Raw genomic sequence first — 18814 nt, 5'->3', positions numbered from 1 at the left:
ACGGTGTCAGCAGCGCTCGTAGACGTAGTCGCTGTCAGAGGGGGTGACGAGGTCGAGATCACGCAGGATCATGTTGTCCGGGCGGCCGGGGCTCGCGCACGACTCGGCAAAGTCCCCGTCCTCGGGATACTCGATAGCGAAGACGTGGCTGCCATAGACGTCGGTGAAGTCGGAGCACTCTTCGTAGACTCCGCACTCTTCGGCGATCGCGAAGTCGAACCCGACCTCGTCGCGTCCGCGGGAGCCGAGCTCGGCCGTGTTCTTCTGCCCGACCTCGAGCCCGAGCGCGTGCCCGCGCTCGGTGTACAGCCGTGCGGTGGCGACGGCGTCGTCGATGTCGAGGGCGTCGTCGGAACGGAGGTAAGAGTCGAGGTTGTCGAACTCGATCGCGTCGAAGCCCTTGTCGGCGCACGACGTCATCGTGACGGCCATGATGTCAGCGATGGCTGTGCGCTTCGCGGCCGTGGACACGTCGAGGAGGTACTCGTCCGGCCATCCGGGGTCGGCGACCGGCTCGCCGTCGACGTGCAGGACGAGCTCGGGGTGGTCCTTGAGCCACGCGTCAGAGTCGTCGGACTGCGTCTGGAAGCCATTGATGTAGCAGATGTTGTACAGGCCTGGTGCGGGCTTGGAGGTGCTGTCGCGCACGACGAGGTTGACGCCTGCGGGCGGTGTGTAGGAACCGCCCAGCTGGTAGTCGCCGACCGCGTCGTCAGGGTACGCGGCGCTCACGACCACCTCGGCCGTCGCGACGGGCTCAACCACGACGGGCTCTGCGGGAGCGGCCTCGTCTGGGACGACGTCTTCGGGGAGGGCAGCGGGTACAGGTGCGGGGACCACATCATCCGGCACCGCGACCTCGACCGGCTCCGCGGTACCTTCATCTGTGGTGGCTTCCAGGTCGGCTGACTGGACAGGAGAGGGCTCAGGAGTAGCGTCCGCGGTCGCCGAGTCGGTTGCTGTTCCTGTCCCGGCTGCTGGCCACGGTATGGCTCTGACGTCCTCGCACGCAGTCAGTGCGAGGACGAGGGAACCGAGACACAGAGCATGGAGAACGCGGCGAGGAGTCGTAGAGTGCTTCATGCTCTCCACGATAAGCACACCTCATTGTAAAATCGACTAAACGAAGAAAAGCGACAGAGCGCTCAAGGGCGTCACGCAGGTGCCGGGCCGCACGCCGGGCCACCGGCTCCGAAGGCTGCGGCAGCAGTTCCGACGAGCCCCGTGAGCCCGGAGCCTGTGGGCAGTGGCCGGGGGTCGTCGACCACGGCCCAGCACCCGTCCACGATCTCGTAGCGGGCGACAGGCCCGGTGGACACGTAGGCATGGAGCGCGGTGACCAACCGGTCGACCTCGTCGAGGGTGGTGCCGACGCCGACGCTCGCGCGGACTGCACCCGCGTCGTAGCCGAGCCGGGCGAGGAGCGGGTGGGCGCAGAACCGGCCGTCGCGGACCCCGATGCCGTGCTCGGCAGACAGGTACGCAGCGACGAGCCCCGGGTCGTGGCCGACGACCGAGAAGGTCACGACACCGACCGGATCGACCGCGTCGGCCCAGGCCGTGACGATCTGGACCCCCGGGACGGTAGACAGCCCGTTGACCAGGCGGGTCCGCAGGGCGGCCTCGTGCCCGGCGAGCACACCCTCGGGGAGCGCGGCGAGCGCGTCGCAGGCCGCAGCGAGGGCGACCGCACCCACGACGTTGGGCGACCCTGCTTCGTGACGGGCGGGCGCATCGGTCCACACGACGTCACCGACGCCGACGTGGCGTACCGCGCCGCCCCCTGCGAGGTACGGCACACCAGCGTCGAGCCAGTCGCGGCGTCCCGCGAGGACACCGGACCCGAATGGTGCATAGGTCTTGTGCCCTGAGAAGGCAATGTAGTCCACGCCGGTCTCCGAGAGCGAGAAGCGGCGGTGCGGCACGAGCTGTGCGCCGTCGAGGACCACGCGCGCTCCGGCGGCGTGCACTGCGGCGACGACGTCCGCGACAGGGAGGGACTCCCCGGTGACGTTGGAGGCGCCGGTGACGGCGACGAGCGCATAGGGCGCGGCAGCGAGCTCCGCACGCAGGGCGGCGAGCGTTCCCGCGACGGACGTCTCGCCGACGAGGACAGTCGCTCCGCCGGCCGAGCGCTGCCACGGCAGGAGGTTCGCGTGGTGCTCGACGTCGAGGACGAGAACCCGTCCCGGCGCCCCGTCCGGGCCGTCGGGGATGCATCCGGCGAGAAGGTTGAGGGAGTCGGTGGTGTTGCGGGTGACGACGGTGACGTCGTCGGAGCGGGCGCCGACGAACGATCCGATGGCGCGGCGGCTCGCCTCGTACAAAGCCGTGGAGACCTGCGAGAGGTAGCCGGCGCCGCGGTGCACGCTCGCGTAGAGGGGTAGGACCTCGGTGACGCGGTCGGCGACAGCACACAGCGCCGGGGCGCTGGCGGCGCAGTCGAGATTGGCGTACGGGACGGTCCGGCCGTCGACGAGCGGGACGAGGGTGTCGGAGCCGACGACAGGGAGACAGCTCGCGACACCGGCTACTGGGACCAGCGCGGTCGCCGTGCGCTCGACGGCCGTGGTCTCGGAGCCTGTGCGATCGAGCGTGGTGGTGACAGACATGGCGAGTCCTTCGACGATCAGGGGACCGCTGTGCACCTGCGTGCGGTCCCGCGCTTGCCGGAGATCGACTGACTCCGGCCAGGTCTTCACCCGGGGCACCCCACCGCGGAAGGAGGGTTGCCGGCCAGCAAGCCGGGGCATTCTGCTGGCACTCGTGACCTGACTCAACGATCGGGGACAATCAGGTGCGTGTCAACGCACGAACCGGTAGCGTCTCACCATATGATCAGAGCGTCTCATTTTCAGGGTGGCGCGCGATCCTGAGACGCACGACCATCCAGAGCGGCTGAGTGACCTGGCACGACGACGCCGCAGCAACCCCCTCGGCCACCGAGGTGAGGGTGCTACCGCCCGGACCGATGGAACGACAGACGGAGGCACGAACATGACCTATGCAGGCGACCTCACCCCCCAGCAGGCCTGGGACCTTCTGCGCGACGACCCCCGCGCAGTGATCGTCGACGTGCGCACCGAGGCGGAGTGGCGCCAGATCGGCGTCCCCGACGTGAGCGAGCTCGACGGCCGCGACGTCACCTTCGTCGAGTGGGCTACCGCCACCGGGCCGAACGAGGACTTCGTCGCACAGGTCGCGGAGAAGACCGGGCTCCAGCCGGGCGACGACCGTCCGATCGCCTTCCTCTGCCGCTCGGGCAACCGCTCCATCGGCGCCGCCAGCGACGCGACAGCCGCCGGCTACGGCCCCGCGTACAACATCCTCGAAGGTTTCGAGGGCGACGTCGACGCCAACGGTCGACGCACCATCAACGGGTGGCTCCTGCGCGACCTCCCGTCGACCACGTACACCGGCACGGAGTGAACGCGGTGCCCGGCACGGCCGCCCCGCGGACGCTGCGCCCTGCGACGCTCGCCGTGCGCGGCGGGCAGGTCCGCTCGAACTTCGACGAGACGTCGGAGCCGATCTTCCTCACACAGGGCTACGTCTACGGCAGCGGCGCCGAGGCCGAGGCCGCCTTCAAGGGCGACCTCGACCGCTTCATCTACTCCCGCTACGGCAACCCGACCGTCCGCATGTTCGAGGAGCGGCTCCGCCTGCTCGACGGCGCCGAGGCCTGCTACGCGACGGCGACCGGCATGTCCGCCGTCTTCACGTCCCTCGCCGCCCTCGTGAAGTCCGGCTCCCGCATCGTGTCCGCACGGGCCCTCTTCGGGTCGACGGTCGTCATCTTCGACGAGATCTTCGCCGACTGGGGCGTCGTCGTCGACTACGTGGACGGTCACGAGACCGACCAGTGGGAGGCCGCCCTCGCCACGCCCGCCGACGTCGTCTTCTTCGAGACCCCGTCCAACCCCATGCAGGACATCGTCGACGTCCGACGCGTGTGCGAGCTCGCCCACGCGGCCGGCGCCGTCGTCGTCCTCGACAACGTCTTCGCGACCCCCGTCCTCCAGCAGCCCTTCGCGCTCGGCGCCGACGTGGTCGTCTACTCCGCCACGAAGCACATCGACGGCCAGGGCCGCGTGCTCGGCGGAGCGATCCTCGGCTCGAGGGAGTACATCGACGGACCGGTGCAGAAGTTCATCAGGAACACCGGGCCGTCGCTGAGCCCGTTCAACGCCTGGGTGCTCCTCAAGGGGCTCGAGACGCTGCCGCTGCGCGTCCATGCTCAGACGGCCGCCGCGCTGAAGGTCGCCGAGCACCTCGAGACGCTGCCTGGCATCACGCGTGTGCGGTACCCGTTCTTGCCGTCGCACCCGCAGCACGAGCTCGCCCGGTCGCAGCAGTCAGGCGGCGGCACGGTCGTGACCTTCGACCTCGCCGTGCCCGACGGCACCGACCCCGAGACCGCGAAGAAGCGGGCGTTCACGTTCCTCGACGCGCTCGAGGTCATCGACATCTCCAACAACCTCGGCGACGCGAAGTCGCTCGTCACGCACCCCGCGACCACGACCCACCGCAAGCTCGGCCCTGCCGGCCGCGCCGCGGTCGGCATCATGGAGACGACCGTGCGGCTGAGCATCGGCCTCGAAGACCCCCTCGACCTCATCGAGGACGTCGAGCGGGCCCTCGCGGCGACCTGACGGCGTGCTTCCGGAGCCTCGCCGCGACGACGCTGGGATCGTGCAGTAGTCGCCGAACGCCCCGGACACCGGCACCCACCTCGGGCACTTGTCTCGGGCTAGGGCTATTGACTGCCCGAGCCCGAGACAAGTGCCCGATCTCACCTGCACCTGCACCTGCACCGGCACCGGCACCGGCACCGGCGTGGGCCCGGCCAGTCAGGCCAGGGGGTTGCTCGGATGCGGACTCTTCAGGTGAGGTCGTACGCGTAGCAGAGGGACACCGGGTCCGTGGCGTACGGGCCGTAGTTGTCGATCAGGCTGTAGCCGCACGCCTCGTAGAGTGCGATCGCCTCGGGCTGGAGCATGCCGGTCTCGAGGACGAGCCGGTCGAGACCCGCGTCGCGCGCGTGCTCGTGCAGTGCCGCCATGACGAGCCTGGACAGGCCGCGGCGCCGAGCAGAGACACGGACGAAGACGCGCTTGATCTCCCCGGTGCGTCCCGCCCCGAGGTCGGGGTGCTCCCCCGTGATGTCCTGGACCGCGCCGCACGCGCTCGGCTCGCCGTCGACCCGGACGAGGACCATCGCGACGAGCCCGCGGCCGGTCGGCGGCGGTCCGGGCTCGCCGGAACCGTACCGACCACGGAGCTCGACCTGCTGCTCCCGCCGCAGGGCGTCGACCTCGGCGAGGTCCCACGGCACGGTCTCGACGACGGCGTCAGGCACCCCAGGAACTGTCACGACGAGCGGGCGATCAGGCGCGGACGAGCGAGCCGAGGACGGACGTGAAGAACTTCAGACCGTCCGTGCCCGCGCGGGGCCCCTGGACCGCAGCCGTCCCGAAACCGGACTCGACGGCGTGCTCGGGGTGCGGCATGAGGCCGACGACGTTGCCCGCCGCGTTCGTGATGCCGGCGATCCCGCGGCGCGACCCGTTGGGGTTGGCCCCCGCGTAGCGGACCACGACGCGACCCTCGCCCTCGAGCTCGTCGAGGGTGTGCTCGTCGGCGACGAACTGGCCGTCCTGGTTCTTCAGCGGGACGGTGATCTGCTCACCCTGGGTGTAGTCCCTGGTCCAGGCGGTCGTCGCGTTCTCCACGACGAGGGTCTGCTCGGTGCACAGGAACGCGAGGCCGTCGTTCTTCACCATGGAACCGGGGAGGAGGTGCGCCTCGGTGAGGATCTGGAACCCGTTGCAGATGCCGAGGACGGGCAGCCCGCCGTTCGCGGCGTCGACGAGGGTCTCCATGACGGGAGCGAAGCGCGAGATCGCACCGGCGCGCAGGTAGTCGCCGTACGAGAACCCACCGGGCAGGACGACCGCGTCGACGCCGTGCAGGTCGGCGTCGGCGTGCCACAGAGGGACGGCGATCCCGCCCGCGAGCCGGACGGCACGGGCCGCGTCACGGTCGTCGAGCGTCCCGGGGAACGTGACGACGCCGATGCGGGCGCCGCCGAGGTGCTGGGTGTCGCTCATCCGGCTGCGACATCGTCGGACGCGTCGAACACGGTGACGACGTCTTCGATGATGGGGTTGGACAGCACGTGCTCGGCTGCCTCGCGGGCCGCGGCGAGCACCTCGGCGGTGACAGGACCGTCGACCTCGAGCTCGAAGCGCTTGCCCTGGCGGACGCTGGAGAACTGCGTGAAGCCCAGGCGTGGCAAGGCTCCGGCGACGGCTTTGCCCTGCGGGTCAAGGATCTCGGGCTTCGGCATGACGTCGACGACTACGCGTCCCACGGGGACTCCTCGGGCTCGGTTCTTGTCTGCTGCAGGTGCAAGGTACAGACCGGTCGCCAGTTTATCGTGAGCGCCGAGCGCTCCGGCAGACGGTCTCGTCGCTGAGACGTGCGTGGTCCTCAGACCGCGCTCGTCCGGACCCCGAAGCGACCTGGTCCGATGAGGTGCGGGGCCGCGATCGGCACCATGAGCGGTGTGCCCGTCTCGGGGTCGTCGATGACCCGGCACCGCAGACCGAACACCTCCTCGATCCCCTGGGCGGTCATGACCTCCGCCGGCGTGCCCTGACTGTGGATCTGGCCGTCCTTCATGGCGATGAGGTGGTCGGCGTACCGCGCCGACAGGTTGAGGTCGTGGAGCACCATGACGACGGTGCGCCCGAGCGTCCGGTTGAGCCGGCACAGGAGGTCGAGGACCTCGATCTGGTGGTTGACGTCGAGGAAGGTCGTCGGCTCGTCGAGCAGGAGGAGGTCCGTGCGCTGCGCGAGCGCCATCGCGATCCACACGCGCTGGCGCTGCCCGCCGGAGAGCTCGTCGACCGGGCGTCCCGCGAGGCTCAGCGTCGAGGTCGCCTCGAGCGCCTCCGCCACGGCCTCGTCGTCCTCGGTGGACCACTGCCGGAACCAGCCCTGGTGCGGGTACCGTCCTCGACCCACGAGGTCGGCGACCGTGATGCCGTCGGGCGCGATCGGCGTCTGGGGCAGCAGACCGAGCACGCGCGCGACCTCCTTCGTCGAGCGTGAACGGATGTCCTCGCCGTCGAGCAGCACGGTGCCCGACGACGGCGAGAGCAACCGTGCGAGCCCCCGCAAGAGGGTCGACTTGCCGCACGCGTTGGCGCCGACGATGACGGTGATCTGCCCGGTGGGGATGTCGACGCTGAGGTCGGGGACGACGACCTTGGCGTCGTACCCGAGCGTGAGGTCCCGTGCGGCGAGCGTGTGGTGGACCATGTCAGCCCTTTCCGGTGCGGTTGGACTGGGCGAGCAGCCACAGGAGGAACGGCGCGCCGATGACGCCGGTGATGATGCCGACGGGCAGCCGCGTGTCCCCGAACAGCTGGGCACCGGCGAAGTCCGCTGCGAGGACCACGCACGCACCGACGAGCCCGGACGGCACGAGGGCGAGACCCGAGCCGGGCGCGAGCCTCCGGGCGATGGGAGCGGACACGAACGCGACGAAGGCGACAGGTCCGGCAGCAGCCGTCGCGATGGCGGCAAGAGCGACGGCCACGACGATGAGCGCGAGCTTGGAACGCTCTGGCCGGACGCCGATCCCGGCCGCCAGGTCGTCACCGAGCTGGAGGCCGCGCAACGGGCGGGCGAGGAGCGCCACGACCGGGAGGAGCGCGAGCAGCGGCCAGACGAGCCCGGGCAGGCGGCCCCACGAGCTGGCGTTGAGCGACCCGGTGATCCACACGAGGGCCTCGTTGGCGTCGATGACGTCGCCGCGCGTCAGCGCGTAGCTCACCACAGCGTTGAGGATGGCCGCGACACCGATACCGACGAGCACGAGGCGGTAGCCGGAGACCGAGCCGCGCCACGCGAGCAGGTAGATGATCGCCGCCGCGACGAGCGCACCGCCGAAGGCGAAGGGTGCTGCGAGGTCGGGGTTGAGGCCGAAGAGCATGATGGCGACGACGGCCGCGGCGCTCGCTCCGGCGGTGATACCGATGATGTCGGGGCTCGCGAGCGGGTTGCGGACGAGCGTCTGGAAGATCGCTCCGGAGAGCCCGAACGCGACCCCGACGCACACCGCCGTGACGGTGCGCGGGAGGCGCAGGTCCCACACGACGAAGGTCGCCCCGTCGATGTCTGCGCCGCCGACGACCCGTAGGACGTCGACGAAGGACACCATGAACGCCCCGACGCACAGCGTGAGGACGACGAGCCCGACCGTGACGGCCACGAGGGCCGTGGTCACCACGCGGTAGCGGGTGGTGCGCTCGCGGCGCGCTGCGCGGACGACGGCGACAGGGCTGGGGCTGGGCCTCGGTGCGCGGTCCGCTCCGGCGGCCTGAGCCCACGGTTCTGCTGCGGGCACGCTCACAGCTCGGCCAGCTTTCTGCGGCGGACGAGCGCGATGAACACGGGCGCCCCGATGAACGCGGTGACGATGCCGACCTGGAGCTGTCCGGGGTGCGCGACGATCCGGCCGAGGACGTCGGCAAGGACGACGAGGACGGCGCCGAGCAGCCCGCTGTAAGGCAGGATCCACCGATAGTCCGGGCCGGTGATGGCGCGGGCGACGTGCGGGACGGTGAGGCCGACGAACGCGACCGGGCCGGCTGCCGCCGTCGCACCGCCGCAGAGGAGCACGACGCCGACGGCCGCGAGCCCTCGGGCCCGCCCCACGTTCTGGCCGAGCCCGCGCGCGAGGTCGTCGCCCAGGGAGAGGGCGTTGAGGACGCGGCCGCTCGCGAGGGCGACCAGCATCCCGAGGACGAGGTAGGGCAGCACCGTGCCGACGATGTCGAGGGAACGCCCGGCGACGGAGCCGACCTGCCAGAAGCGGAACGTGTCCCAGGCGCGCGTGTTCATGATGAGCAGCGCGGTGATGACGGAGGTGAGCGCCGCCGTGATGCACGCTCCGGCGAGCGCGAGCTTCACGGGGGTGGGCCCGCCTCGCCCGAGCGACGCGACCCAGTACACGGCGACGGCGGCGACAGCGGCTCCGGCGAACGCGAACCACACCTGCGCGGCCGGCGAGGTCACGCCGAGGACGACGATCCCGAGGACGACGAACATCGACGCCCCGGCGTTGACGCCAAGGATCCCGGGGTCGGCGATGGGGTTGCGGGTGAGGCCTTGCATGAGGGCGCCGGCGAGGCCGAGGGACGCCCCGACGAGGAGGCCGAGGACCGTCCGAGGGACGCGGGAGCGGACTGCCTCGTGCGCGATGTCGCCGGGGACGTACGCGGTGAGCGCGGCCCAGGCCTGGTCGAGCGGGACCTGGCGGGCACCGACTCCCACGCTCACGAGAGCGACGAGGAGGCCGGCCGCGAGACCGAGGAGGAGGCCGGCCACGAGGGTGGCGCGACGCGGACCAGCCGGCCGCGTGCCCCGAGGGGTCGCGACCGGCTGTCCGCTGGTGGTCGTCTGCGTCATGCTCGGTGGGCTCGCAACGTCACTCGACGTGCGTCGCCGCCTCCTGGATGAGCGGGACGTACTCGCGCACGGCCCACGGGATCGACAGCGGGGACGGCGCCGACGTCGAGAGGATGAACGTCGGGTCGTCGAGGACGACGATCGCGCCGCTGGCGATCGCGGGGATCGCGCTGAGGAGCGGGTCGGCTTCGACCGCGGCGAGGTGCTCCGGGGAGTCGACGTACGCGAAGACGATGTCGGCGTCGATCGTGTCTGCGAGCTCGGCGCTGACCTCCCCGTAGAACTCGGCGCTGTCCTTCGAGAGCTCGACGATGCTCGGTGCGATCACGAGCCCGAGGGACTCGACGAACCTGACCCGCGAGTCGGTCGGCGTGTAGTACGAGACGACCGACGGGTCCGTAGAGCTGAAGGCCAGGTAGGCGAAGGTCTTGCCCTCGATCTCCGGGGCGGACTCGACCGCGGTGGCGATCCCGTCCTCGATCTCGGTCTGGAGCGCAGCGGCCTCGTCGTCGAGCCCGAGCGCCTGGCCGGCCACGTCGAGCTGTGTGGTCCAGTCGGTGCCCCACGCGACCTCGGGGTAGGCGATGGTCGGCGCGATCTTGCTCAGCTGCGAGTACTCGTCGTCGCTCATGCCGGAGTAGGTGCCGAGGATGAGGTCTGGTCCGGCGAGCTCGAGCTCGTCGAACGGGATGCCGTCCGTGTCGGAGTAGAGCGTCGGACGCTCGTCGCCGAGTGCCTCGAGCGCGTCGAGGGTCCAGGGAAGGTAGCCGTTCTCGTCTCCGCCGTAGGTGGAGAACGGCATCGCGACGGGGACGACGCCGAGGGCGATCACCGCGTCCTGGTTCGCCCAGCTGACGGTCGCGACGCTCGTGGGCGCCTCGTCGATGACGGTCTCACCGAAGGCGTGCTCGATCGTCACCGGGAAGGCGTCGGTGTCACCGACTGCCACCGAGCCGTCTGAGGACGCTGTGGTGTCGGTGCTGCAGGCGCCGAGCGCCCCGAGGGCGAGGAGGCTGCTGGCGATCGTGGCGACGGCGCGCGTAGATGCGGTCCGGGTCCTGCTCGTGGTCACTGTGTGTCCTTGCGGCTCGCGCCGGGACGGGTGCCCGGCTTGGGGGTGCGGAATAAGGGTAGAGGTGGCGCGTCTGCGGGCTGCTGCGCGGCGCGTCGTCAGGACTCTGCGCGGCCGCGACGCCAGTAGCCCATGAACGCGACGGACCGGCGGTCGATACCGAGGTCGCGGACGAGGTGGCGCCGCAGGTCACGGACGACGGCTGCCTCGCCGGCGATCCAGGCGTAGCAGCCGGTGAGAGCAGGCGTGCCCGGTGCGTCGTGGCCGGCGGGGACGTCCCAGAGGATCTCGGAGTCGATGTCGACGTCGTCGGGCTCGGCGCCCGGTGCGGGCTGCCGTGCGGCGCCCTCGGCTTCGGCGAGCTCGGCGCAGTGCTTGCTCATGCAGTCGCGGACGGCAGCGTCGAGGAGGACGCCGTGGTCGTGCTGCGTCCCGTCGCTGGCGCGGCGAGGGAGCCAGGTGAGGTTCACTCCGTCGGGCACAGGGCCGACGAGCGCGTCCTCGCGCTCGGGGACCTCGATGAACGCGTGCGCACGGGTTCCCGGTGGGAGGGCGCCGACGATGGACACGATCGCAGGGGCGGCCGTCTCGTCACCGGCGAGCAGGAGCGTGGTGGCGGTCGAGGGAGGTGCCCACTCGATGCCGCGAGGCGGGCCTGCGGCGAGCGCGTTCGGACCGATGACCACGGCTCGCCCTCCGGGGAGGACGTTCGCGACCCAGCGTGACGCGGGACCGCTGGCTGCCTGACAGGTGTCTGTGCTGTCGAGGGCTCCTTCGGGGGCTGGCTCGGTGCCGTGGAGGACGAAGTCGACGTCGACCTCGACGCTGCCGCTGAGGTTCTCGGCGGCGGAGCGTCTCGCACGGATCGTGTAGGTGCGGAAGGGGTGGCGGTCGGCTTCGGGGAGCCCGCGCCAGGTCTGGTACCAGGTCTCGTTGTCGAAGTCCTCACGGACAGGCACGCGGCCGGCGGGGTCGGGGAAGACGATCTTGATCCGCTGGTCGAACCCGTCGCCGCCGAAGCTGTCGAGGTCGTCTCCGGCGAAGGTCACCCGGACGAACGACGGGCCGAGCCGCCGGGTGGCGCTCACGGTCACGCCGAACGCGCGGTACGCGGGCTGGGTGCGCTCGAGCGTCGTCGTAGCAGGAGTGATCATGGTCAAAAGTATGGCATGCCTAACCTTTGCCTGGGTATGGATTGCCTTACCTCAATCGTGTGAACTACTTCACAGTGAAACACGTACGCACATCCGGCAACCGGTGCATTACGGTAAGCCGGGCCGCCCCAAAGTTAGGAACGCCTAACCTACCCTCGTCCAGTGAATCGGGAGCCCACGCATGCACGAGCTGCTGTCCTCCACCACCGCCGACACCTACCTCGCCACGATGCACGCAGCCGTCGGCCGCATCGCCGACAGGCTCCAGACCACCACCCAGCCGTTCTCCGGCGCCAGCCGCAACCAGCTCCAGTCGCTCGTCGACGCCGTCGACCTCGACGGCCCGGGCCGCGGCGCCGCTCTCGCCGTCGAAGAAGCCGACTCTCTCTTCGCAGAGCACGCCGTCTGGTTCCACCACCCCGACTACGCGGCGCACCTCAACTGCCCCGTCGCGGTCTCGGCCGTCGCCGCAGAAGCCGTCGTCTCCGCCGTCAACGCGTCCCTCGACACCTACGACCAGTCCGGCATCGGCACCCTCATGGAACGTCACCTCGTCGACTGGGTCAACACCCGGATCGGCTTCACGGCCGGCGACGGGATCTTCACGTCCGGCGGCACCCAGTCCAACCTCCAGGCTCTCCTCCTCGCCCGCGAGCACGCCACCGCACGCCACCCCGCAGGCCGGTCCTCGCTGCACCAGCTCGTCGTCCTCGCGACCACCTCGAGCCACTTCAGCGTGCAGAAGTCCGCCCGGATCCTCGGCCTCTGCGACGACGCGGTCCTCACCGTCGCCACCGACGCCCACGGCCGCATGCTCCCTGCCGCGCTCGCGGACACCCTGCGCGACGCCGTCGCCGCCGGTCAGGTGCCGATGTGCGTCGTCGCGACCGCCGGGACCACCGACCGCGGCTGCATCGACCCGCTCGCTGCCATCGCCGACGTCTGCGAAGAGACCGACGTGTGGCTGCACGTCGACGCCGCCTACGGCTGCGGCCTCCTCGTCTCCCCGACGCGTCGCCACCTGCTCGACGGCATCGAGCGTGCCCGCTCCGTGACCGTCGACTTCCACAAGAGCTTCTTCCAGCCCGTCTCCTCGAGCGCCGTCCTCGTCCGGGTCCCTGCCGACCTCGCGCCCGCCGCCTGGTACGCCGACTACCTCAACCCGGCCGGGAGCAGCGAGCCCAACCAGGTCGACAAGTCGCTCCAGACCACCCGGCGCTTCGACGCCCTCAAGCTCTGGGTCACCCTGCGAGCGCTCGGCGCCGACCGGCTCGGCGAGATGTTCGACACCGTGGTGGACCTCACCGCCCAGGTGCACGACGTGGTCGCGGCGGACGACGACCTCCGCCTCGTGGGCCGCTCCCAGCTGAGCACCGTCCTCTTCCGCTACCAGCCTGCAGGCCTCGACGACGCTGCCGCCGACCACCTCGTCCCGCTCGTCCGCCGTGTCCTCTTCGAGTCCGGCCGCAGCCTCGTGGCCAAGACGGTCGTCGACGGGCGCCCGTGCCTCAAGCTCACGCTCCTCAACCCTGACGCCACGCTCGCCGACGTGCGGCGTGTCCTCGCGCTCGTGCGCGACACCGCCGCTGCGCTCGTCGAGGGTGAGGCGATGCTCGACCGCGCCTCAGACCTCGCGTCCGGCGCGGTCTCGGCCTACGACGCCCCAGCCGTCAGCGTCCCAGCCCGGCTGGGTGCCCGGTGAGCGCCGCGCAGCACACCGCTCCGCCCGCCGGACCCCGTACCTACGACGTGGTCGGCATCGGGATCGGCCCGTTCAACCTCGGCCTGGCCGCCCTGACCGAGCCGCTCGCCGAGCTCGACACCGTCTTCCTCGACTCCGCCGACGGCTTCGCCTGGCACCCCGGCATGATGATCGAGGGCGCGACGATCCAGGTTCCGTTCCTCGCGGACCTCGTGACCATGGCCGACCCCACCTCGCGGTTCTCGTTCCTCAGCTACCTCAAGGCGAGCGGACGGCTCTACCCGTTCTACATCCGAGAGAGCTTCTACCCGTTGCGCGAGGAGTACGACGCGTACTGCCGGTGGGTCGCCGAGCAGCTCGACACCCTGCGGTGGGGCCGGACCGTGGTGGCTCTCGAGGTCGAGGACGACGCCTACGTGGTGCACACCGTGCGCACCGGCACCGGCACCGGCACCGGCACCGAGGAGACCTACCGAGCCCGGCACGTCGTGCTCGGGACCGGCACGAGCCCTGTCGTGCCGCCTGCGCTGCGCGACCTCGCCGGGCCCGCCGTGCACAGCGCCGAGTACCTCCCGCAGCGGGAACGGCTGCGTGCGGCCCGCTCTGTCACGGTCGTCGGCAGCGGGCAGTCCGCCGCCGAGATCTACCGGGACCTCCTCGAGACGGTCGGCGACCAGCCCACCCGCCTCGACTGGGTGACGCGCTCTGCGCGCTTCTTCCCCATGGAGTACACGAAGCTCACGCTCGAGATGACGTCTCCGGAGTACACGGACCACTTCCACGCGCTGCCCCTCGAGACGCGTCAGCGCCTGGGCCGGGAGCAGCGCAGCCTCTACAAGGGGATCAGCGGAACGCTCGTCGACGACATCTACGACACTCTCTACCGCAAGAGCGTGCGCGGCCCCGTCCCGTCGACGCTCCTGACGGACACCGAGGTGATCGGTGCCCGCTGGGACCCAGACACCGCGGAGTACACGCTCCGGCTGCGCCACGGCGACCTCGGCGAGGTCCACGAGCACAGGACAGCGGCGCTCGTCCTCGCGACCGGGTACGCCGCCCGCGTCCCCGACCTCGTCCTGAGCGCCCGCGAGCACCTTGCATGGGACGACCTCGGGCGGTTCGCGGTCGCTCGCGACTACACGATCGACACCCCGCCGCCCGATCCGTCGCGCACCACCCGAGGCCGCGTGTTCGTGCAGAACGCGGAAGAGCACACGCACGGGCTCACCGCCCCCGATCTCGGGTTCGGTGCATGGCGCAACTCCTCGATCATCGCGTCCGTCACCGGTCACGAGGTCTACCCCATGGAACACCGCATCGCGTTCCAGGAGTTCGGCGTGCCCGGCAGGGTCGCGCACGGGGCAGGCTCCGGGTCCCCGGTCGGCGGGGTCCGATGAGCCTCACCATCACCATCGAGCCTGTCGACGCCGACCGCGACGCGACCACCGTCCATGCATGGCTGCGCCACCCGGCGTCGGCCTTCTGGCAGATGCAGCACCTCGCCGCCGCCGACGTCGTCGACTACCTGGTCGCGATCGCCGCCGACCCGCACCAGGCCGCGTGGCTCGGCCGCGTCGACGGTGAACCGACCTTCCTCGTCGAGACGTACGACCCCGCGCACGTCGTGCTCACCGACGTCCACGACGCCCTGCCCGGCGACGTCGGGATGCACCTCCTCGTCGCTCCCCCGCCGGTTCCTCCGGCGCACCCCGTGCACGGGCTCACGTCCGCGGTCATGGCGGCCGTGGTGCGCTTCCTCTTCGACGAGCTCGGCGCCCTGCGCGTGGTCGTCGAGCCGGACGTCACCAACACCCCCATCACGGCGAAGAACGACGCCGCCGGCTTCCGCGCCCTGCGCGAGGTCGACCTCCCCGGCAAGCGCGCCCTCCTCAGCGTCTGCACGCGCTCCGACTTCGCCTCCAGCCACCTCGGACGGATCCACCCATGACTCCCACCGCACCCCTCGCGGGACCAGCAGCCGCGGCGCACCTGCGCCCCGAGATCCTCGCGACAGCGCACCGCCACCTCGTCGCCAAGACGCTCGCGGAGCTCAGCCACGAGCGCCTGCTCGCGCCGGTCCGGCTCGACGACGCTCCCACCGCGGGGGCGCTCGGGACGAGCGGGACCGTGCCGTACCGGCTCGTGCTGGACGACGGCCGGGTCGTCTATCGCTTCCGTGCCCGCCGCACAGCCCTCGAGCACTGGGTGCTCGACGAGGCCAGCATCACGCGCGACCTCGACGGGTCCCCCGCCCCTCTCGATGCGCTCGACCTGGTCCTCGAGCTCCAGCCCGACCTCCGGGTGCCAGACGACCTGCTGCCGCTGTACCTCGAGGAGCTCTCGTCGACGCTCGCGAGCGCGGCCTTCAAGATCCACCGTGGGGGCCCGAGCGCCCGCGAGCTCGTCGATGCCGACCTCGCGACCGTCGAGCAGGCGATGACCGAGGGGCATCCGGGATTCATCGCGAACAACGGGAGGATCGGTTTCGGGGTCGCGGAGCACGCGGCCTACTCGCCCGAGGCGGCGGCGCCCGTCCGGGTGGTGTGGCTCGCTGCCCGGCGCGCGTCGACCTGCCTCTCGCTCGGGGCAGGCCTCGACGAGGCAGCGTTCTACCGCGCAGAGCTCGGCGACGTGATGCTCGCCCGCTTCGAGGCGACGCTGCGAGCGCGGGGGCTCGATCCTGCCGGGTACCTCTACCTGCCGGTCCACCCGTGGCAGTGGGAGCACCGTGTCGCGGTGACGTTCGCGGCGGACGTGGGCCGTGACGACCTGGTGCTGCTCGGCGAGAGCGACGACGAGTACCAGGCGCAGCAGTCGATCCGGACGCTCCTCAATCGTTCGCGTCCTGACCGTCACTATGTGAAGGTGGCGCTGGCGATCCAGAACATGGGGTTCTTGCGTGGCCTGTCTCCCGAGTACATGGAGCCGACGCCGGCGATCAACGACTGGGTCGCGGAGCTCGTCGACCAGGACGAGACGTTGCGCGGGTGCGGGTTCCGGGTGCTGCGCGAGCGCGTCGCGATCGGGTACACGGGCGATGTCTATCACCGCACGGCGCAGCCGAGCGCGCACCGGAAGATGCTCGCGGCGCTGTGGCGGGAGAGCCCTGCTGCCCTCGTGGAGCCGGGGCAGGGCCTTGCGACGATGGCTGCGCTCCTGCACCGCGACGGCGACGGCGACGCGTACGTCACCGCGCTCGTCGCGGCCTCGGGGCTCGCTCCGGCCGAGTGGGTGCGGCGCTACCTGCGGGCGTACCTGAGACCGGTGGTCCACTGTCTCCTCGTGCACGACCTCGCGTTCATGCCGCACGGCGAGAACCTCATCCTCGTGCTGGAGGACCATGTGCCCGTGGGGGTGTTCATGAAGGACATCGGCGAGGAGGTCGTGGTCCTCGCTGATCGTCCGCTGCCTGCGGACGTCCAGCGGATCTGCCACCCGGTCGACGACGAGGAGAAGGCGCTGGCGGTCTTCACGGACGTGTTCGACGGTTTTCTGCGGCACCTGGCTGCGATCCTCGACGTCGACGGTGTGCTTCCTGAGGCTGAGCTCTGGGACCTCGTGGCGCAGTGCGTCGACGAGCACCGCGCAGACCACCCGGACCTCGAGACGGGCGTCGACCTACGTGCAGCACGTTTTGCGCACTCGTGCCTCAACCGGCTGCAGCTGCGCAACACGCTGCACATGGTCGATCTCACCGACCCGTCGTCGTCGCTCGTCTACGCGGGAACACTCGCGAACCCGATCGCGGCGGAGCCGCCCTGGTGAGCACCGGACGCCTGCACGGTCGGCGTCAGAGGTGACGAACGTGCTCGGAGATCTGAAGGATGACGTCCGCCTGAGCCTCGACGGAGGCCTGCCACCCGCCGGGCAGCGTGAGCCCGTGGTCACCGCCCGGCATGGTGATGAGCCGAGCGGCCGTCGAGGGGACGTTCTCGGGGAGCCACAGGGCGTCTCGGTCGCCGCCCGCGGCAAGGTGGGACGCATCGGCGCCATCGAGCGCACGCGCGACGGCCGGGTCGGTGAGGACCGGCGTCAGCCAGACGCCCGGCACCTCGTTGGCCACAGCCCACGGGAGGGCGAACGTGCCGAACGACTTCCCGACGACGAGCATCCGGTCCGATGCCGGGGCGTCGTCGAACGCTTGCCCGACTGCTCCGTCGACGAAGGGCACCGGGTCGTCGAGCGCGTCGTCGGTGATCGTCCACTCGACAGCCTGGACGTGCCACCCGAGCTCCGCGAGCATCTCGGCGCACCAGTAGAGCAGCGGGGCCTGCACCGTGTACCCGGAACCGGGCAGGAGCACCGCGACGCCGTAGGTGGTGGATCGTGGATCGCGTCCCCACGGGAAGGTCCTCATGCAGTCGAGGATAGGGGTGCGCGCGACGGCAAGCATGTCGTTCGCCGCTGATCGAGACGGAGTCGCAGCCTTCAGGCTGTCCTCTCGTCTCGGACGGCACGCCGCTTGTCGTTCCGAGACAAGAGGCTGAACGGAACCTCGTCGGAGACGTGCCGCTGCCAGCCCTTTCGCCTCTTCCCGGTGCCGAGCGGTCCAGCGGTGAGGAGGCACCCGATCCCCGCGCCGATGAGCACCCCGACGACCGCGGGAGAAACGAGCGAGTCACCGCGGTCACTGCTCCCGAGCCAGGTGATGACCAGCATGATGCACGTGGGCCCTATCATCCATCGCGCGAACCAGAGCGCACCAAGGATGTCGTCGGCCGCCCAGTGTGCGTACCGCGGCGGGAGCGGTCGATCGAGGAGCCGGTAGCCGAGCCAGGGCAGCAGCGGTGGGTGCTCCCGCAGCCGCAGCAGCCAGCCGGACCGGACGATCGCTGCCGCCTCCCGGGCGGGGACGCGCCGGGCTCCCGGTCGCGCGACGTCAGCCTGGATGCCGACGAGGTCGTCTCCGAAGGCCGCGCGCCAGCGGCGCGGGTAGGCGCGCATCCAGGAGCGGGTCGAGCGCTCGAGGGCCTCGGCGTCGCTCGGCGCTCCTGCTCGGCGGGTCATCAGAGGCTCCCCAGCGCAGGTCCAGCAGCCCCGGTCCACGGTCGCGCGACCGGCGTGGTCACGGGCCGTGCGCCGAGGATCGTCTCGGCGCGGGCCGCGAGCGCGGCCAGCCGCTGCGTCTCCTCGAGCGCCAGTGCCGCCCCCTCGGCGGTCGCCCGGTAGTACCGGCGCTGCCGCCCGCCGACCACCTCTTCGCCTGCGGTCTCGACGAGGCCTGCGTCGAGGAGGCGGTCGATGTTTCCGTAGAGCGTGCCGGCGCCGAGGGTCACCTCGCCGTCGGAGAGGTCGGAGACGAGCTTGATGACGGCGTACCCGTGCTGTCTCTCCTGCCCTGCGAGCGCGAGCAGGATGAGGTAGCTCTGCCGGGTCGTGCGGAACGGGGTTGCCATAGACGATATA

General features: G+C 70.9%; 19 protein-coding genes and 2 riboswitches. Of the genes, 6 read left to right on the top strand and 13 right to left on the bottom strand.

Annotation, left to right across the window (positions count from 1 at the left end; genetic code table 11):
• Positions 1-6: 6 nt before the first annotated feature.
• Both ATL42_RS14770 and ATL42_RS14765 read right to left on the bottom strand, forming a co-directional pair.
• Complete coding sequence (locus tag ATL42_RS14770; protein ID WP_098456010.1) at positions 7-1083, bottom strand: endo alpha-1,4 polygalactosaminidase; 1077 nt, start codon at positions 1081-1083, stop codon at positions 7-9.
• A gap of 71 nt (positions 1084-1154) precedes the next feature.
• Positions 1155-2612: an aminotransferase class V-fold PLP-dependent enzyme gene (locus tag ATL42_RS14765; RefSeq protein ID WP_098456609.1), complete on the bottom strand. Its 1458-nt coding sequence runs from the start codon at positions 2610-2612 to the stop codon at positions 1155-1157.
• Between the two features lie 45 nt (positions 2613-2657).
• Positions 2658-2772: riboswitch (SAM riboswitch) on the bottom strand.
• 110 nt (positions 2773-2882) lie between these two features.
• Positions 2883-2978, top strand: a riboswitch (SAM riboswitch).
• Positions 2979-2997: 19 nt separating this feature from the next.
• On the opposite strand from ATL42_RS14765, the gene ATL42_RS14760 reads away from it, so the two are divergent.
• A complete protein-coding gene (locus tag ATL42_RS14760; RefSeq protein WP_098456009.1) occupies positions 2998-3429 on the top strand; it encodes a rhodanese-like domain-containing protein in 432 nt (143 codons plus the stop codon).
• Complete coding sequence (locus tag ATL42_RS14755; RefSeq protein WP_098456008.1) at positions 3426-4652, top strand: O-succinylhomoserine sulfhydrylase; 1227 nt, start codon at positions 3426-3428, stop codon at positions 4650-4652. Before ATL42_RS14760 ends, ATL42_RS14755 begins: the two co-directional genes overlap by 4 nt.
• A 230-nt stretch (positions 4653-4882) precedes the next feature.
• Here ATL42_RS14755 and ATL42_RS14750 read toward each other — a convergent pair whose 3' ends face one another.
• The 8 genes from ATL42_RS14750 to ATL42_RS14715 all read right to left on the bottom strand — a co-directional run bounded on the left by ATL42_RS14750 (position 4883) and on the right by ATL42_RS14715 (position 11706).
• On the bottom strand, positions 4883-5359 hold the full coding sequence (locus tag ATL42_RS14750) for a GNAT family N-acetyltransferase (protein WP_098456007.1): 477 nt from the start codon (positions 5357-5359) through the stop codon (positions 4883-4885).
• A 28-nt stretch (positions 5360-5387) separates the two neighbouring features.
• Entirely contained in the window at positions 5388-6110 is a 723-nt protein-coding gene (purQ, locus tag ATL42_RS14745; protein WP_098456006.1) for a phosphoribosylformylglycinamidine synthase subunit PurQ, read from the bottom strand.
• Positions 6107-6373: a phosphoribosylformylglycinamidine synthase subunit PurS gene (gene purS, locus ATL42_RS14740; RefSeq protein WP_098456005.1), complete on the bottom strand. Its 267-nt coding sequence runs from the start codon at positions 6371-6373 to the stop codon at positions 6107-6109. Before purS ends, purQ begins: the two co-directional genes overlap by 4 nt.
• Before the next feature lie 119 nt (positions 6374-6492).
• On the bottom strand, positions 6493-7326 hold the full coding sequence (locus ATL42_RS14735) for an ABC transporter ATP-binding protein (protein WP_098456004.1): 834 nt from the start codon (positions 7324-7326) through the stop codon (positions 6493-6495).
• Between the two features lies 1 nt (position 7327).
• Positions 7328-8416, bottom strand: coding sequence for a FecCD family ABC transporter permease (locus ATL42_RS14730; RefSeq protein WP_098456003.1), 1089 nt, complete (start codon positions 8414-8416; stop codon positions 7328-7330).
• A gap of 2 nt (positions 8417-8418) precedes the next feature.
• Entirely contained in the window at positions 8419-9480 is a 1062-nt protein-coding gene (locus tag ATL42_RS14725) for a FecCD family ABC transporter permease (RefSeq protein WP_098456002.1), read from the bottom strand.
• A gap of 19 nt (positions 9481-9499) precedes the next feature.
• Positions 9500-10552, bottom strand: a complete 1053-nt coding sequence (locus ATL42_RS14720; RefSeq protein ID WP_169925447.1) for an ABC transporter substrate-binding protein — start codon at positions 10550-10552, stop codon at positions 9500-9502.
• Between the two features lie 98 nt (positions 10553-10650).
• Positions 10651-11706, bottom strand: coding sequence for a siderophore-interacting protein (locus tag ATL42_RS14715; protein WP_098456000.1), 1056 nt, complete (start codon positions 11704-11706; stop codon positions 10651-10653).
• 181 nt (positions 11707-11887) lie between these two features.
• Between ATL42_RS14715 and ATL42_RS14710 the strand changes: the two genes are divergently transcribed.
• Genes ATL42_RS14710 through ATL42_RS14700 form a run of 4 tightly spaced genes read left to right on the top strand, consistent with a single transcriptional unit; the run spans position 11888 to position 17173 of the window.
• Positions 11888-13408, top strand: coding sequence for a pyridoxal phosphate-dependent decarboxylase family protein (locus ATL42_RS14710; protein WP_098455999.1), 1521 nt, complete (start codon positions 11888-11890; stop codon positions 13406-13408).
• Positions 13405-14805: a lysine N(6)-hydroxylase/L-ornithine N(5)-oxygenase family protein gene (locus tag ATL42_RS14705; RefSeq protein WP_098455998.1), complete on the top strand. Its 1401-nt coding sequence runs from the start codon at positions 13405-13407 to the stop codon at positions 14803-14805. Before ATL42_RS14710 ends, ATL42_RS14705 begins: the two co-directional genes overlap by 4 nt.
• Positions 14802-15356: a GNAT family N-acetyltransferase gene (locus tag ATL42_RS16280; RefSeq protein WP_143556785.1), complete on the top strand. Its 555-nt coding sequence runs from the start codon at positions 14802-14804 to the stop codon at positions 15354-15356. The genes ATL42_RS14705 and ATL42_RS16280 overlap by 4 nt, the downstream gene beginning before the upstream one ends.
• A complete protein-coding gene (locus tag ATL42_RS14700; protein ID WP_143556784.1) occupies positions 15353-17173 on the top strand; it encodes an IucA/IucC family protein in 1821 nt (606 codons plus the stop codon). The genes ATL42_RS16280 and ATL42_RS14700 overlap by 4 nt, the downstream gene beginning before the upstream one ends.
• Before the next feature lie 25 nt (positions 17174-17198).
• Here ATL42_RS14700 and ATL42_RS14695 read toward each other — a convergent pair whose 3' ends face one another.
• The 3 genes from ATL42_RS14695 to ATL42_RS14685 all read right to left on the bottom strand — a co-directional run bounded on the left by ATL42_RS14695 (position 17199) and on the right by ATL42_RS14685 (position 18804).
• The gene (locus ATL42_RS14695; protein WP_143556783.1) at positions 17199-17765 is read right to left on the bottom strand and encodes a hypothetical protein; all 567 of its coding nucleotides are present in this window, start codon (positions 17763-17765) and stop codon (positions 17199-17201) included.
• Between the two features lie 71 nt (positions 17766-17836).
• A complete protein-coding gene (locus ATL42_RS14690; RefSeq protein WP_098455996.1) occupies positions 17837-18415 on the bottom strand; it encodes a hypothetical protein in 579 nt (192 codons plus the stop codon).
• The gene (locus tag ATL42_RS14685) at positions 18415-18804 is read right to left on the bottom strand and encodes a PadR family transcriptional regulator (protein WP_098455995.1); all 390 of its coding nucleotides are present in this window, start codon (positions 18802-18804) and stop codon (positions 18415-18417) included. Before ATL42_RS14685 ends, ATL42_RS14690 begins: the two co-directional genes overlap by 1 nt.
• Positions 18805-18814: the final 10 nt, after the last annotated feature.

The sequence above is a fragment of the Sanguibacter antarcticus genome (genome assembly GCF_002564005.1).
GTDB lineage: Bacteria > Actinomycetota > Actinomycetes > Actinomycetales > Cellulomonadaceae > Sanguibacter > Sanguibacter antarcticus.
Note: the sequence above shows the minus strand (reverse complement) of the source record. Positions and strands in the feature narration are given on the sequence as shown.